Source organism: Flavobacterium sp. N502540, from assembly GCF_025947365.1.
GTDB lineage: Bacteria > Bacteroidota > Bacteroidia > Flavobacteriales > Flavobacteriaceae > Flavobacterium.
Window position 1 is genome coordinate 315738 of the sequence record NZ_CP110012.1, and the last position, 18612, is coordinate 334349.

Here is an 18612-nt window from a genome sequence, read left to right on the forward strand (position 1 = left end):
CAACCCGTTTGCTATCCCTCAGGTTAGCAGATTTTTGCTAATCATTTTAATCCATTAATCTGTGGCTAATGCTTCAACACCTATAAACCTATTTTTTATGACTTCGATAAAATTCAAAATCACATTTTACTCAGCCCCCTAAACCGAGCAGCTCAAAACCTTCATTAATTCTGTAAAAAACAGACTCTTTACACAAATTTGAAAGTTTTATGATAAAAACTGAAAGACGATTTTCAATCTCAAATCTAACTTCGCTCTATCAAAGCATTAGAACAAACAGATCATAAATCTAAAAGAGTACACAATGAAAAAAAACCTAAGCTTATTAGTAGCAGTCTTTGCTATTACCATAAACTCCTTTGCCAATCTCAAACAAGAAGATCCATCTTTGGTTTGGTTTAAAAAAACAACCGAAACCATTCGCTTCCAGCTAAACAAAGCGGCACAGACTTACAAACCGGGGAAAAATCCGCGTTCCGTAAATCCTGATGGAACTGTGAGACTGGCGGGCTTAACCGACTGGACTACCGGTTTTTTTCCGGGAAGTTTATGGTACGGCTACGAGCTTACAGGTGACAAAATTTTGGCTGAAGAGGCTAAAAAGTTTACACTTGCTTTGGATTCTATTCGAAATATCAAAAACACACACGATGTGGGCTTTATGCTCTATTGTTCTTACGGGAATGCTTACAGAATCACTCATGACAAAATTTATCTTCCGGCATTAGCTGACGGAGCAGCAAATCTCTACGCCCGTTTTAGTCCAACAGTTGGAGCTATTCGTTCCTGGGATTTTGAGTGGTTGCATTATCCGGTGATTATCGATAATATGATGAACCTTGAATATTTGTATTGGAGTGCCAGCGCCTTTAACAAACCTGAATATACCACTGCAGCCAATACCCATGCTCTGACGACCATAAAAAACCATTTTAGAAAAGACTACAGCTCTTATCATTTGGTCGATTACGATCCGAAAACGGGTAAAGTATTGCGTAAAGGAACACATCAGGGTGTTACCGACGAATCGGCATGGGCACGCGGTCAGGCCTGGGGATTGTATGGATATACGATGTGTTATGCTAATACCAAAAACCCGAAATTTTTACAACAGGCCGAAAGTATTGCTGCCTTTCTAATGAATCATCCTCGTATGCCAAAAGACAAAATACCGGTTTGGGATTTTGATGTGCACAATGCCATGGACACTGCTGAACTTGCTCCCAGAGATGCTTCGGCAGCAGCCGTAATTGCTTCGGCATTGCTCGATTTGAGCACTCAGGTTAAAGATGGCAAAAAATATATGAACTATGCCGAAGACATTTTAAAATCTTTATCGTCTGATGCTTATCTCGCAAAACCGGGTGAAAACAATTATTTTTTACTGAAACACAGCGTGGGTGCTTTTTTATACAATTCAGAGATTGACACTCCTCTTGACTATGCCGATTATTATTATCTGGAAGCTTTAAAAAGATATGCATCTCTTAAAAAAATAGAAATCTAAAAGTAAACAGTTCGTGCAATACCCTGTCTGCGAAAAAAAACAAAACATGAAGTTCTTCTGGATAAAATTAAAAAAAAAGAAAAAACTTACAAAATAATCAGTAATTTCCCAACAAATATTTCCACTGATATTTTTTCAAAGTAACTTCCTGACCAAATCAACTTCATTATGAACCCGCAAAACCTCCGATTCTAACCGTTGGAAGTTTTGCGGGTTAGTTGCTAAGAATACAATAAATTACTAACCACTAATCTATTAATAACCACTCTTATGCACAAAAAAATGCTTTTATCCGTCGGGCTAATAGCCTTAGTTTTTAACTTTTCGTACGCTCAGTTGAGTGTTGTAAACGAGATTGCCGTCAAATATCGAAACTGGCTCACAGGGGAGAATCTCGATTATTCTAAAACAGAAGTCAAAGAAAGATACAGTCGTTACCTTACTAATGGTATAGCCGCCAAAAACCTTTCAGCATATGACTTTGCTAATCCGGGTCCAGCATGGAATTTTACCGTCAGTGCCGACCAGACTGCGTATCAGGTTTTGGTTGAACAAAAACTAATACGCTTAGTCTTTTTGTACCAGTTAAAAGGGTCAGCCACAAGTCCTAATCCCGATTATCACAGCACAACATTGCGCGATTCTATTTTGGCACTTTTCAACTATATGAAAGCAAAAGGCATTAGCAACACTGCTAATTTTGGTTATGTCTCTGTGCCCGAAACCGAAGAAGTTATCACCAGTCACCATGGTGTTTGTCTACGCTCGTCAGGATATGCTACTGCCGTTTTTTTAATGAAAGACGAACTGGTCGCCGTCGGAGAATTTACACATCATTTAGGAGCGCTTAAAACTTTAACCGCTTTTATTTCTCCGGATTACCCTAATTTCAACTTCACCAATCCCGGTTTCAATTCTGACGTTATCCGTTCTTCCATTCAGCAGCGATTTTGTTATGTACTGGCTCAGGACGATGCTTCAACTACAAAAGTCACCGATATGGATTTTCTGAAACGTTTTATTGACAATGCACTCCAAATAAGCAATGGCTGGAACGATTGTATTAAGCCTGATTTTATTACCTATCATCACAGAGGTGCTTATTCCAACTCGTACGGAGTAGAAGCGCTGCATCAGTCTTCGATTATGAATATGATGCTCAAAAACACCTCCTATGAATTAAATGCCGAAGCACAAAGCAACTTAAAAAATGCCATTTTAAACTACAGCAAATTCAGTAAAGGTTTTGAAATGCCTTTAGGGCTCGCCGGAAGATTCTTCACCAACACTGATGCGCTTAACGACTTACGACCTGCACTGGCATTTTTATATGTAACCGATCCTGTAGCCAATCTGGAAGCAGGGAGAGAATTTGTCCGCCTTTGGAACCTTTCTGCAACCGCTAATACTAATTTACTGAGACAAAATGCCCTATCGATCACATTGGTCTATACACCAGGCGGTGTTATTGACATACTGCAGACTTTAAACTCGGGACTTAGCCCTCTTCCGGAAATAACCGACGGGCAATTTAATTTTCCCTTTGCCGGATTGAGCGTTCACAAATACAATGGCTTTCAGGCAAGCATCAAAGGAACCAATAAACACATCTGGCATTTTGAGGATTCGGCCTCAGAAAATGTTTTTGGCAGATACACCTCTGCAGGCGCTATGGATTTACTGACCACCGGTGCTCCTGTGACCCGAGCTTCAAACGGTTATTCTGAAAATGGCTGGGATTGGTCGCATCTTCCCGGAACAACGGTTGCCTACCTTCCGTTAAACGTACTTGAAACAGGCACTATGAGGGAAATGAACGGAAAATCGTTTCTGGCAGTAGGTTCTTTAGACAACAACGGTGTTTTTGGTATGGATTATAAAGATTATAATTCGGCTACCGGAATGACGGCCCTAAAATCTAATTTTTTCTTTAAAAATATGATTCTTTGTCTGGGTTCTAATATCAGAGATACAAACGGAACCTACCCTATTCATACCACTCTGTTTCAAACTGCGCTCGCCAATACGACAACAGCCACTTATGTTAATGGTACAGCTACTACAGGCAATACTTATACACTTACCCAAACGGGAGCCTTCTGGGCGACAGATGCCTTAGGCAATGGCTACGTTGTTCCTGCCAATTCGAGCAATACCGATGCCATAACTGTTAACCGACTCGAGCAAAACTCCCGAAATAACAGTAATACGACCAATACGAGCGGTAATTTTACTACTGCTTTTATCAATCATGGTAGCGCACCAGTATCCGCCAAATTTCAATATGCGGTCGTACTACAGGGCGGACAGACCGCTACACAACAACTGGCAGCTAATTTTACTTCTTACTTTAAAATCTACCATCAAAACAGTCAGGCACACATTGTACAATACCTGCCGGATGCCCTATTTGGTTATGTTATTTTTACTCCAAATACTATATTTACTTATGATGTAGTGGTGAGTGTAAACAAACCGGCCGCTGTGATGACTCAAAAAACAGACAACGGAAACCGATTAAAAGTCAGTCTGACCAATCCAAACTTAGGGTTGTTGGCTCCCAATGAAACTTATACCTGGAGTCAGATTAGCAGTCAAAACTCAATTTTAAACAGAGTGGCACAAGCAGATCCGGTAAAACTAACGTTGGCAGGTCAGTGGGAATTGGCCGCACCAACTTCCAATATAACCACCACTATCAATGGTGCTAATACAGAAGTGACCTTCAATACCATTAACGGACTTACAATTCAAACCGAACTCGTGAAATCATCCGCATTGGCTATTCCTGATCCGGCGGAGCACGCTTCTAAAGATTTAACCGTAATTGTTGCTCCCAACCCTTCACAATCTGATTTTAAAATCAATGTTACAGCTGAGCCCGGACAGACTATTTTTGTAAATGTGTTCGACACTTTAGGAAAACGTGTCAACATCCTAAAATCAGATTACGGGCAAACCATCTTTCTGGGCAGTGACTGGACTCCCGGAATATACTTTGCCGAAATACGTCAGGGCAAACAAAAGAAAACCGTCAAATTAATAAAACAATAAACGATTAACTGAATTTGGAATTAAAAAAACAATAACTAAATACTAATGAAAAACCTTAAAAAAACAATAACCTTATTACTGCTATTTACCACCGCTTATTTTACTCATGCACAGGAAAAACAACTGACAAAAGAAAGTTTTGATGTTGTCAACCTTCATTATCCCGGTTTGGAAAAAGTAAATCAGCTGTACAATTCTGGCAAATACGATGAAGCTGCAAGAGCCTTGCTTACGTATTACCGCGAGCGAAAAAATATCAAAAATCCTGATTTTAATGTGGGCGATGAAGCCCGATTTAGAGGGAAAGATATTGGAAAAGCCAATCAGTTAAAGGCCGATAATGCTTTGTTGCATCAGTTTCAGCCTCACAAAGGTTATGGCTATTTTGATTACGGAACCGATATTAACTGGGATTATTGGCCTGTAAAAGACAATGAAGTACGTTGGCAGCTGCATCGTGTAACCTGGTGGCAACCTATGGGAATGGCCTACAGAAGCAGCGGCGATGAAAAATATGCCAAAGAATGGGTTTCCCAGTTTCGTGATTGGGAGAGAAAAAACGTTTTAGGGCGTTCGAAAGAAAACGATCAGATTGCCTGGCGTCCATTAGAAGTATCAGAGCGCATACAAAGTCTTCCCGGAACCTTCAACCTGTTTGTAGTTTCACCGAATTTCACGCCCGCTTTTCTGATGGAATTCCTAAACAGTTTTTCAAAGCAGACGGCCTATATTCCTAAAAATTACAGCAAAGAAGGCAATCATTTATTATTTGAAGCACAGCGCGTTTTGGGAGCAGGAGCTTCTTTTCCGGAACTCAAAGCAGCAGAAGAATGGCGCAAAAGCGGAATTGAAATACTCAATCGTGAAATCAAATTACAAGTTCTTCCTGATGGAGTGCAATGGGAACTTTCACCCATCTATCATGTTGCCTGTATTGATATCTTTTTAAAAGCGTATAAATCGGCTAAAATGGCCGGAGTCGAAAAGGAATTTCCCGAAACCTACAGCAAAACAATCGAAAAAATGATGGTTGCAACGGCCAATATCTCCTTTCCTGATTACAGTACTCCTATGTTTGGCGATTCCTGGATCTTTGATAAAAACGGCAGAATAAAGCAATTTCTAAGCTGGTCAAAAATGTTTCCCGAAAACGGGCTTTTGAAATATTTAGGTACGGCTGGTGCCGAAGGACAATTACCCAACTATAAATCCCAAGCTTTATCAGACGGAGGTTTTTATACTTTTAGAAACGGATGGAACGATCAATCGACTGTGATGATTGTTAAAGCGGGGCCTTCTGCTGAATTTCATGCGCAGCCGGATAATGGTACTTTTGAACTTTGGGTAAAAGGACGCAATTTTACACCGGACACGGGCTGTTATATTTACAGCGGAGATGCTGAGGTAACTAAAATGAGAAACTGGTTCCGCCAAACCAAAGTACACAGTACGTTAACACTCGACAATCAAAACATGGTCATTACCAAAGCCAAAGAGAACAAATGGAGTACCTCTAAAAACTTAGATCAATTAACCTATACCAATCCAAGTTATACTGACTTAAACCACCAACGCACCATTCTTTTTATAGATCAGAAGTACTTTTTGATTCTTGATAAAGCGATTGGAAAAGCTAGCGGAAACTTAGGCGTTCATTTTCAATTAAAAGAAGACAGCAAACCCGTTTTCAATAAAACGAACAATAGTGTTACGACCACTTACGAAGACGGTAACAATCTTTTGATACAATCCTTAAATACCGACAAAGTAACACTAAACGAAGAAGAAGGCAAAGTTTCCTATCAGTACGCCAAAGAAATTGCACGCCCGGCTTTTGTTTTTGAAAAAGCAAAAACCACTGCTGCAACACAAAGTTTTATTACGGTAGTTTATCCATATGATGGAACTAAAGCTCCGGAGATCAGTATTAAGATGAATAAGGTTAATAATTTCGAAAAAGGAATTATTGATATGAGTTTACAAATTGATGGTAAAAAAAGTGAGGTAAAAACAAATCTGAATGATTAAGATTTTCTAGTTTCTTTCAAAATATTATGTATTATAAAGGCGTCTAAATTTTAGGCGCTTTTTTTTTTGGACCTACTAATTACCGGATAATTCCTTCTTCCCCAATTTTTTATCAGTTTTTTCATTCCTATTTCATCCGTCATAATCTGCCACCCCGATGGGGTTCTAGCGTTGGGGGTACTGTTTTCTATAAATATGAAGCCTTCCGGGGCTTTATGTTTTGACACCATGATTACCGGATAATATGTGCCATTCCTACGGAATTCAAATATTCGGTGCGAAATTATTTTTAAATGAATTAAAATCCATCCCTACAAAATAGACCGAGCCTAAGGCTCTTTTTCAATAGTTCCGGAGGAACGACTCATATTGTAGCAATGGATTTTAATCCGTTGAATGTAAAAGGAACACAACATTTGAATTCCGTAGGAATGGCACATATAAAAATTACCAGCCCGCTGGGGTTCTAACCTATAAGACATTGTTTTTTTTATAAGTATGAAATCCCTCTGGGACTTTATTTTAAACGCACCTCCATTAATCTAACCAGAAAAAAACAGTTCCACAGAAGTAAAATATTTATAACAATTTTATAATCGCACGACAGGTAAAGCTCCAGCGGAGCGGCATCTATTTCACAAACAAATAAAGCTTCCGATTAAATTCCCCATCAATTTCTAAATAACGATGAATCTATCGTCCAATTCCTATTCAAAAAATAAATGTTCGCAATACTTTTATCAGTTTTATCTGAAAAAGAGAAAGCAAACTACTTTACTTCCCTCCTATATTCTGTAAAAATTACATCGTTTTCGTTAATCTGTTATTGCCTTTAATTTAACTTTTGCCCAACACAAATGATCACGGAACAATGTAGTAAAAACAGTGCTTTTACACCAAAAACAGAATCGAACAAACGTTCTAAAAACCTGATTATACCAGTAATAACAAGGGTTTTAAAAACTCCATTCATCAAAATCAATAGTAATTTGGACATTTTCAAAACTGTCCTCTATAGTCGATTTATATATTTGTTTTTATTAAATCAAAAAAACATGACCAATTCCAAAAAAATGAACCAGAAACTACAGAATCTATTTTTAATTGTCAGGCGGAAAATCCCGCTGCGAATTTAAGGAGTTAATAAATTGTTATAATTTTCGCTCCTAAAATAAAGAAGGCGATTTGTCAAACAAGAGTATGCAACAGCAATTGATCCCAAACTTATTACAACAGTAATTCGGAATTTCGGTCGAGCTCGCTCAAAAGTCATAAGAACAATAAGGCAAAAGAGTGATGATGAATTCATCTGGCAAGATCTGATATCAACTTATATAACATCAATTTAGGAAATAAGGTTACTCTTATTCCGGTCAAAAAAAAATTATGAAAAGGACTCTATTTTTATTTTTGCTGTTTGCCACCTGCAAAGTAATGTACGGGCAGGATATTATTACCGTAAAAGGGGTGGTAACCGATGCTCAGAACATGCCTATGCCCGGAGCAACTGTTTCTGAAAAAGGAACCAAAAATGCCACTGTTACTGCCATGGATGGCGATTATCAAATTAAGGTAAAACCAAATGCGATCTTAGTCTTTTCGTTCATAGGAACTAAATCTAAAGAAGAAGCTGTAAAAAACAGAACGCTTATCAATATTAAACTACTCGACGACGCGAACAATCTTGATGAGGTAGTTGTAGTAGGCTACGGAACCAAAGCGAGAAAAGACCTTACGGGAGCTATTTCTTCTGTTAAAGGACAGGAATTGTCCAAAATTCCGGTCCAAAATGTGGCACAGGCATTACAAGGTCGTATTGCCGGTATGCAGGTGACCATGTCTGACGGTACGCCCGGATCTGAACCTTCTCTTAGGATCAGAGGTGGAACTTCGATTACGCAAAGCAACGAACCTCTGTATGTTGTCGACGGCGTAGCCCAAACCGGAGGATTAAGCTTTTTAGATCCTATGGATATTGAATCTGTAGACGTTTTAAAAGATGCCTCTTCAACTTCTATCTATGGTGCACAGGGCGCTAACGGAGTGGTGTTAGTAACCACCAAAAAAGCAAAGGGGGGAAAACTCACTTTAAGTTATGACACGTATGCCGGAATAAAAACTATTGCCAAAACCCTTCCGGTAATGAATCCTTACCAATACACCCAATTACTATATGAGGCTGCGACGGACGATGCCAGAATGCAGAAGTTTGTAGGTGCATTTGGTACTTATGATCAGCTTGAAGGCCTTTACAAAGACAGGCCGGGCATCAACTGGCAGGATGAGATTTTTGGAAATGCCGTGGAAAGTCAATACCACAAACTAAGCATCAGCGGTGGTGAAAATGATACCAAATACAACGCTTTTTACTCGGTGAATAACGATCAGGGAATTATGCTGGGAAGTGCTTCGGTAAAAAATATCGCAAAACTAAACGTAACCAATTCGATCAGCAAAAAGTTTACGGTTACCGCAATTGTCAACTACTCCAACCAAAAAATAACCGGATTATCGACAAATGATGGAGGAAATGCGCGTTTGAGCATGCTGCAAAACGTATTGCAGTACCGACCTACTATTGGAAAAACAGGATCTGACGAAGACCTTAAAACTTTAACCGTAGATCCGTTAGACAATCAGGATTCTCCAACATTTCAGAGTCCGCTGATTACCATTGACAGTCAGAAAAGAGAAGCCATTACCAGAGCCATCAATATGAGTTTACAGCTGCAATACAATATCACTCCAAGTTTAATCTATCGCGGATTGGTAAGTTATACAGACAACAGCATGAAAAGCAAATATTTTAATGATTCCAGAGGTATCCAAGCCATCAGAAGTGGTGGTGCCAATGGCGGAGTGACGCACAATATTAGTACCCGATTAAATTACAACAACGTTCTGACGTACAGTAAAACTTTTAACAAAAAACACAAGTTTGATGCCTCTATCGGACAAGAGTACATTTACAATTATGCCGAAGGAATTACTACTTCAGCTACCGCTTTTCCTGAGGTTAATCTGGGTTGGGACAAATTACAACTGGGTACCATTGCCGGAATTCCGGTTACTTATGCTGAAGACGACAAAATATTATCTTTTTTTGGAAGAGCCAACTATTCGTTCAAAAACAGATATTTACTGTCTGCCACTTTAAGAGCTGACGGATCTTCTAAATTCGGGACAGAAAATCAATGGGGATACTTCCCTTCTGTTTCTGCAGCCTGGAGAATCATCGAAGAGCCTTTCATGGAGAAATTGCCTGTCTTCTCTGATCTAAAACTTCGTTTGAGTTATGGGGAAGCCGGAAATAACCGAATTGCCAATTATGCTGCTTTGGGGATCTTTAATTCAGGATCTTATCCTCTGAACAATCAGATGAATATTACGGCATTTCAAAACAATCTTCCTAATCCTTACTTAAAATGGGAAGCTACGAAATCGGCCAACATTGGTTTTGACATCGGTTTTTTCAAGCAAAGAATAGCGCTTACTACCGAGCTATACGAAAACAGATCTAAGGATTTACTGTACAACACCCGTGTACCGGCAAGTTCAGGTTTCAAAAAACAATTTCAGAATATTGGAGCCACTTCTAATCGCGGTATCGAATTTACTTTGAATACGATAAACGTAAAAACCAATAGTTTTAATTGGAGTACCACCTTCAATATTGCTTTTAATAAAACCAAAGTGTTAAGTCTGAGCGAAGGTGAAAATTCACTTATTACCAACAGTTATACGGATAGAAACGACTACATTTTACAGGTTGGAAAACCGGTAGGCGTCATGTACGGTTACGTGAGAGACGGTTTGTATCAGGTAAATGATTTCGATTATAATGCAACAACCAGTGCGTACACCCTAAAACCAGGTGTGGTAAGTGATAATATCGTAGCACAGCCGGGTTTTATTAAATTCAAAGACATCAGCGGCCCTAATGGCACCCCGGATGGCGTAATTAATGATCTGGACCGAACTGCCATCGGAGATGCCAATCCTAAATATACAGGAGGTCTGAACAACACCTTTAGTTACAAAGGAATTGATTTGAGCGTATTCCTTGATTTTACGGTAGGAAACGATATTTATAATGCCAACGTATTAAACAATTCAAGACTGAATCTGGACAACTTAAACACACTGGCGATTTATGCTGACAGATGGACTACTATTAATGCAGCGGGACAGCGTGTAACCGATCCTACCGAACTGGCTGCGCTTAACGAAGGTAAAACCAATCCTGCTTTTAACGGAAACACTACGGGACGTTTGTACAGCGATATTATTGAGGACGGTTCGTTTTTAAGAATCAACAATATTAGTCTGGGGTACACCTTGCCAAAAGAATGGCTTAAAAAATCTAAAATCTCTAGTTTGAGAATTTATTTTACCGCCTACAATCTTTATGTATTTACCAAATATTCAGGTTATGATCCCGAAGTAAGCGTACTCAATAATGCCATTACCCGAGGGGTCGATTTTAGTGCTTACCCTAGAAGTAAATCGTTTATCACAGGATTAAATATTTCGCTATAATTTAAAGTTTACAAAGATGAAAAACAATATATTTTCCCGCAAAACACTTATAGCAGCCGGTATTGCCTGCCTCTTATTACCGCTTAATTCCTGCGACAAAGAACTGGAAGTTACCCCCTACTCTTACTTTACCACTGCCAACTTTTTCTCGAATACGAACGAAGCCAACATGGCTACTCTTGGAGTTTACGAAACCATGTCGTCACTGGACAGTTATGGCTGGAACATTTCGTTGATTTTTGATGCCGATACCGATATCGAACAAATGAGTGGAATTGGTGCCGATGACTGGAGAACGATAGCACACTATCAGGGAATTTCTCAAACCAATACATTCTACACCGCTTGGAGTAAATTGTATGAAGGAATTGACAGAGCCAATGTAGTGATCGAAAGAATTCCTCAAATGGATCTTTTTTCAAACGGCAACGCAACCCAAAAAGAGCAGCTAAACAGATACCTGGGTGAAGCGAAATTTCTTCGTGGTTTCTATTATTCCGAACTCGTACGTTTATGGGGAGATGTTCCGTTTAAAACGAAAAGTTCCCAATCCGGAGACAATCTAAGAGGAGCTCTTGTAGACCGTCAGGAAATTTATAGCCAGATCATCAAAGACATGACCGAGGCCTCACTTCTCCTTCCGGAACAGCTGCCTACAGACGAGCGCATCAACAAATGGGGAGCCAAAGCCATGCTGGCCAGAGTAGCATTATTTGCCGGAGGATATTCTTTAAATGCAGATGGAACAATGAAACGTCCTTCAAACTACAAAGACTATTACAAACTGGCTCAGCAGCAGATCAATGATGTTATGGCGCAGAATCCGTATAAACTAAACCCATCCTACGCCAAAATTTTTAAAAATCAGTGTCAGCATGTACTGGAACCTACCGAGAATATTTTTCAGGTTGCTTTTTATAATCCGTCAGGAAACTTAGGAAATGCCTCCTGGGTAGGTAACTTCAACGGTCCGGCAACAGCAGCCGGTTTCTATCCATCCAATATTTCGAGATGTTTAGTACCAAAACCATTTTACAATAGTTTTAATGCTGCCGATCAGCGTCGAGATTTTTCCATTGCCACCTACTCCATCAACAATCTGGGGAACAAACTTCCGCTTTTAACCACCAATCAGGATGAAAGATGGACCGTTGGTAAATGGAGCAGAGAATATCAGACCAACGCAACCGCAGAAAGAGTATACACCCACATCAATTGGGTAATCATGCGTTATTCTGATTTGCTTTTGATGCGTGCTGAGGTAGAAAACGAACTAAACGAAGGTCCAAATACCATTGCTTATGATGCTATCAATCAGGTTCGTAAAAGAGCCTTTGGTGCCGACATACAGGGAAGTCGAATTGCGGTTGACTTAAAAACAAAAGGTTCCGGATATACCAATGCAGCCAATGTTTTAATACAAATCACAGGCGGTGGCGGAACCGATGCGGCAGCGGCAGTAATCAATCTTTCTTCAGGAGGAATCAATACCATAGGGATGTTACGTTCCGGCGATGGTTATACCTCTGTTCCTAACGTAACCATTACTACTACAGACGGAAAAGGTACCGGAGCAACCGCAACCGCAAGATTATTAGCTAAACCAACTACAACCGAAATGAGCTTAGCAACAGGTCTAAGCAAAGACAATTTCCTAAAAGCCGTTCAACAAGAGAGAGCGTGGGAACTTTCGGGCGAAGGAATGCGAAGAGCCGATTTGATCCGATGGGGAATCTTAGGGGATAAATTGATCGAAACAAGTGCCGCGGTCAAACAAATCCGATCGACTTATTTCTTCCCGGCAATTACCAATTTTGTAGCCGGAAAACATGAATTATACCCTTATCCACAAAATGAAACAGATGTGAACAAAAACATCACACGTCAGAATCCAAAGTATTAGACAAATAGTATTTAAAAATCATGCACAACCCACTAAATAAAGACGTTTATTTTGAAAAACTCAAATTATTAAAAATAAATGATGCAACATTATTTAGAAATGAATAAGTTTATAACCGTTAATGCAGGACTTTGTTCTGCATTAATTGTTTGTAACAGAAAAGAAAACTACTAAAAATAAAGAACAATATGGTTACCAAAAATGACACACAACTATCTAAATCGTACGCAATTGGAATAGACATTGGCGGTACTTCACTGAAATGTGGCGTTGTGAATGAACTGGGAGAAATTTTATTTTCGTTCATAGTATCCTTAAAAGAAGCCCGAACCGAGAAAGAAATCATCAGCTTAATGGTCGATGCGATCACACAATGTACCGACCAGTTAAACGAACCCATTGTGGGAATCGGAATTGGTTTTCCGGGTCTGATTGAAAATGACATTATCATTGGTGGAGGCGTTAACTTACCCGGTTTCGAACAATTACCCTTAGGAAAAATTCTAAATGACTTAACCGGACATTCTGTTGTAATTGATAACGATGCTAACTTAATGGGACTTGCCGAATTGATTTACGGGGCTGCCAAAGACAGTACCGATGCTGTTTTTCTAACCATTGGTACCGGAATAGGCGGTGCCATTATGATTAATAAAGGCTTGTACAGCGGTTTCAAAAATCGTGGTGGCGAACTGGGCCATACAGTAATTCAGCAAAATGGTATCGCCTGTAATTGCGGTGGACGAGGCTGTCTGGAAACCTACGCTTCTGTAACCGCTTTAATCAAGTACTATCAATCTCAAAATCCTGCCGCAGATGAAAATATTGACGGCAAAACCATCATCGAAAAATACCTTGCCGGAGAAAATCATGCGATAAAAACCATGGAACATCATTTTGATTACCTGGCTGCCGGAATTGTCAATTTTGTCAACATCTTCAGTCCGCAAAAAGTAATCATTGGAGGAGGTATTAGCGAAGCAGGTCAGTTTTATATTGACGAATTAACCCACAGAGTCAAAACCTTTGCCATCCCGATTGCCTTTGCACACACCCGTATAGTTGCAGCCGATCTGGGCAACAGAGCGGGATTATTGGGCGCCTGTGCTAATGCTTTTCAGAAATTTAAAAATCTGAAATACAGCACAACATAAAAGAATATACTCACGAAGGCGCAAAGCCGCAAAGATCTTAGTAGATTGTCTAAACGCACTGCATAAAAAACTTTGCGCCTTTGCGTCTCTGCGAGCAAATCCGCACAGAACAAATGAAACAAAAACACTCTGTCGCTCTAAAGTCGTTATTTTTAAGAATCACCTCACTAATTGCCCATTATTAAAGGTTTTAACTAAAATTAATAGCATTTTGAACAAATTCAAAACCCAAATTAAAGCCTGATAGCTAACTTCGTTTTTGCATTTAAGAATTTAAAAGGCAAAACGTAATCTATAAAAATCAGGCCGATATGATATTACAGAAAGTCATAGAATTTGTTTGTTTGTTGGGCATAGGGGCTATTCCTTTATCCGGCAATGCCCAAACCACTGCACGTCCAAACATCCTGATCATCATGACCGATCAGCAAACTGCCGATGCGATGAGTATTGCAGGAAACAAGGATCTTCAGACTCCTGCAATGGACAAGCTCGCGCAAAATGGAATCCGTTTTACCAAAGCCTATTGTGCTCAGCCTTTATGTACTCCGTCACGCACCGCCCTCATGAGTGGAAAAATGCCTTTTGAAACTGGCTTCGTAGGCAATGCTCCCGAAAAAGACGGTCAATGGCCTGACGATTTACTAATGATGGGGAAAATTTTCCAAAACGGAGGATACAAAACCGGCTATGTAGGCAAATGGCATCTTCCGGTTCCTACTACCAAAAAAAGCCAGCACGGTTTTGAGTACATCGAAAACACCAGTTTTCAGGATTACAACGATGCAGCGACACCTTCCTTTTGTGCGCGCTTCATTAAAGAAAATAAAAACACTCCTTTTCTTTTGGTCGCCTCTTTTTTAAATCCGCATGACATTTGCGAATGGGCTCGTGATGAAGATCTGAAAATGGATGTATTAGAAAAAGCACCACCGGTCGATCAGTGTCCGCAATTGCCCGCCAATTGGAAAATTCCCGAGTACGAACCTAAAATTGTCCGTGATCAGCAAAAAGTAAGTTTCAGAACCTACCCTTCTGTAAACTGGACTGCAGATCAATGGCGTCAATACCGCTGGGCCTACAACCGCTTAGTTGAAAAAGTAGACGGTTACATCGAAATGGTACTTGCCTCTTTGAAAAAATACAACATCGAAAAAAATACCATTATCGTTTTTACGGCCGATCATGGTGACGGCTATGCAGGACATAGCTGGAATCAAAAACAAATACTTTATGAAGAATCTGCTAAAATACCTTTTATCATTTCAAAAATAGGCGAATGGAAACCCCGCACCGATGAGCTGCTGGTTTGTAATGGTACCGACATTATTCCAACCATCTGTGGCTTTACCGGAGTACCCAAACCTGCCTATTTGAAAGGAATTGACATCAGTAAAAATATAGCCAATCCAACCCAAATCCTGCGGGATACTCTGGTTATCGAAACCGATTTTGCCGATAACGAAGAACTCTTAAACATTAGCGGACGTGCTGTAATTACTCAAAATCTCAAATACATCGTTTACAACAAAGGCGATTTAAAAGAACAGCTTTTCAATCTGACGACAGATCCGGGAGAAATCACCAATCTGGCAGTAAACAAGGCCTATAAAAAAGAACTAATTGCCCTGCGTCGTTATTTAAAAGAATGGTGCAAAAAGAACGGAGACCCTTTTCAATCCGGGTTATAAATAGGTCTAAAGAAAAAATAATATGATTCAGAAAAAAATATTCACATTAGTCGCATCGCTTGTGTTGCTGCCTGCTTTTAGTCAACAATCATCAGCAATTCTAAAACTCACCGCCGAAAAATTACATTCAAGAGTACGTGAATGGCCTTATCCTGTAAACGGAATTACGGTACCCACCAATGCTCCTGCCTTGCTTTGGCCTGGAACCAATGGAAAAAAAATGGTAACCCCAATGGAAAGCGGAAGCGATATTCCGGAAGATCCCAATATTGGCAATGTACGCTACAAAGTGATGCTGGCAAGCGATAAAAACTTCACCAAAAACCCGTTCACCAGTGCCGAACAGCGCTGGGCCGTTTATCCATTACACCAGAGTTTAAAAGCCGGAAAATGGTACTGGAAATACGGCTATGCCTTAAAAGGCAGCGATCAATGGACCTGGTCTCCGGTTTACGATTTCGTCGTAGATGCAAAATATGCTTCCCAAAAAGTATCTCCTCCCATTAGCGAAGTCCTTAAACGAAATGAAGGCGCACATCCTCTTTTATGGGATATGAATCGTATTGGAGAAGATTTTTACCGAAACAATCTGAACAATCCCGAAGCTAAAAAATTTATTGCTTTCGCAGAAAAACTAATGCTGGCTCCTCTTCCCACAGAGAAACCGCAAAGAGTAATTGATACCACAGGCAAAAATCCGTTAGAGAAAAAAATTATTATAGAAAGAATGTATCACGGTTTTGGGGATGCCGTTGGAAACCCTGTTCGCAATTTATGTATCGCCTATCAGCTCACCAAAGACAAACGCTTCATTTTAGATGCCAAGCGCAGAGCTTTAAACATCGCCAGCATGAATCCTGACGGCCTGGCAACAGGAGATGATTTTACAAGTGGTGCTGTCCTCGAGGCATTAGGATGGTTTTACGATAGCGGTTATGATTTTTTAACGCCTCAGGAAAAAGAAACCTTCAAAAATAGCATTACGATTAGAGCCAAAAGAGTTTACGACCATTTGCCCAATCGTTTTGAGCTGCACGTAAGCGACAATCATGTTTGGCAAATCACCTTACGCAACCTTGCCATCGCAACCGTAGCCGTAATTAATGATGTTCCGGAAGCCAAAGAATGGCTCACCTATATGTACGAAGTCTGGTCGGCACGTTTTCCGGTATTGGGTACTACCGATGGTGGCTGGCATGAAGGAAACGGTTATTTCAGAGTCAACTTTAAATCGATTATTTACCTGTCTCAAATGTTTGGTGATTTTAGCGGTGTCGATTATTTTAAATTACCGTGGATGCAGAATCTTCCGTATTATATGCTATACACCCATCCAAACGGTGCGGCAAGTACTGCCATTGGCGACATGTGGGAAAACATTCCGTACATCGTAAAAGGCGAAGCCTGGTTTGCCGATGCTTTGACCTACCGCATGAATGATCCTTATCTGAACTGGTATGTTGGTGAAATCAAAAGAGACTATCCGGCCTACTATCACGGTACCGATGATTTCTTATTCTTCAGGTTACTGAACTACAAACCCAATAGAAACTTACCTGCAACCTCGCCCGAAAAACTCCCTAAAACGCGCAAATTTGCTGATGTGGGCGTCGTAGCCATGCATGAAGATCTGACCAAAGCCAATACAACCCTGAGCAGTTATTTGTTCAGCAGTCCGTTTGGTTCTTCCGGTCACGGTCACGCTTCCCAAAATGCCTTTACGATTAATTATAAAGGAAAAGTCCTCTTTGGCGGAACCGGCTACTACAGTAATTTTAGCGACAAACACAATCTTTTAGATTACAGATCCTCAAAAGCTTATAACACCATTTTAGCCGACAGTCTGAACCAAAAAATTGGAGAAGAAGGTTACGGATGGATCCCAAGAGCACTTTCCGGTCAACACATTCAGTACGCTTTAGGTGATGCCAGCAATGCTTATGGAGACATAAAAAGTGATTCCTGGCTGAACAGATTCAAACAAATTAACGTAGTACCCAATAAAACAAACGGTTACGGAGAATCGGGTGTGACCTTGTACCGCAGACATATGCTGCAACTCGAAGGCGGTTATATTGTTTTATACGACGAATTGGAAGCCCAAAATCCCGTAAAATGGACTACCCAGTTTCATTGTCCGTACTATGTCATCGAAGGACAAAATTCGGCGAATGCCAAACAGCAAAATTTCACGGTACAAACAGATTTAGGAAATGTAAACGCCAGTGTTTTTGCTAATAGTCCGCTAAAAATGGCTGTACACCATCAATTTTACGAAGCCGCTGTCAACTGGAATAAAGTAACCAACGACGAAGGTCAAATCAAAGATTTTAAAGACCAATGGCATGCAGGAATCACTTCTGAACCCAAACAAAAATTCAGATATTTAACCATCATACAAATAAAAGACGGCAAAACGGAAGTAATCAAAACAGGATCAGACAAAGGTTTCTTGTCGCGTTTTCAGGTGGGTGACTGGGACATACGGGTACAATTAGACGGCGAAAAACCCGCTGCCTTACAAGTTACCGGAAAAAGGATAAAATCATTATTCAACTATGGAAGTTTACCCATTACATTTGAAGGTAAAACATTTTCTCCTAAAATTGCAGGAAGTTCGGTCTTACTTGAAATGAATGGTTCCAAAATAGACCAACAGGAAGCTGTTGACGAATTACCGGATGTTGCCAAGTACGACAAAAATTAAAAACAAAAGGACGTTTGCTTTTTCTTTAA

The 18612-nt window shown here is 40.0% G+C and carries 8 protein-coding genes; all 8 read left to right on the forward strand.

Translation table 11 applies throughout. The features are described from left to right. Window positions 1-304 precede the first annotated feature (304 nt). The 8 genes from OLM58_RS01425 (at window position 305) to OLM58_RS01460 (ending at window position 18583) form a co-directional block, all read left to right on the forward strand. Window positions 305-1507, forward strand: a complete 1203-nt coding sequence (locus tag OLM58_RS01425) for a glycoside hydrolase family 88 protein (protein ID WP_264530910.1) — start codon at window positions 305-307, stop codon at window positions 1505-1507. A 282-nt stretch (window positions 1508-1789) separates the two neighbouring features. Next, entirely contained in the window at window positions 1790-4561 is a 2772-nt protein-coding gene (locus OLM58_RS01430) for a polysaccharide lyase family 8 super-sandwich domain-containing protein (RefSeq protein ID WP_264530911.1), read from the forward strand. 45 nt (window positions 4562-4606) lie between these two features. Beyond that, entirely contained in the window at window positions 4607-6589 is a 1983-nt protein-coding gene (gene hepC, locus OLM58_RS01435; RefSeq protein ID WP_264530912.1) for a heparin-sulfate lyase HepC, read from the forward strand. A 1386-nt stretch (window positions 6590-7975) separates the two neighbouring features. Next, entirely contained in the window at window positions 7976-11128 is a 3153-nt protein-coding gene (locus tag OLM58_RS01440) for a SusC/RagA family TonB-linked outer membrane protein (protein ID WP_264530913.1), read from the forward strand. Between the two features lie 16 nt (window positions 11129-11144). Beyond that, window positions 11145-13031 carry a RagB/SusD family nutrient uptake outer membrane protein gene (locus OLM58_RS01445; protein ID WP_264530914.1) on the forward strand — a complete coding sequence of 629 codons (1887 nt, stop codon included), beginning with the start codon at window positions 11145-11147 and terminating at the stop codon, window positions 13029-13031. A 188-nt stretch (window positions 13032-13219) separates the two neighbouring features. Further along, window positions 13220-14185 carry an ROK family protein gene (locus OLM58_RS01450; RefSeq protein ID WP_264530915.1) on the forward strand — a complete coding sequence of 322 codons (966 nt, stop codon included), beginning with the start codon at window positions 13220-13222 and terminating at the stop codon, window positions 14183-14185. Between the two features lie 311 nt (window positions 14186-14496). Next, window positions 14497-15876 (forward strand): sulfatase, encoded by a 1380-nt coding sequence (locus tag OLM58_RS01455; protein WP_264530916.1) that lies wholly within the window; start codon window positions 14497-14499, stop codon window positions 15874-15876. A 22-nt stretch (window positions 15877-15898) separates the two neighbouring features. Continuing rightward, window positions 15899-18583, forward strand: coding sequence for a DUF4962 domain-containing protein (locus OLM58_RS01460; protein WP_264530917.1), 2685 nt, complete (start codon window positions 15899-15901; stop codon window positions 18581-18583). The last annotated feature ends 29 nt before the right edge of the window (window positions 18584-18612 follow it).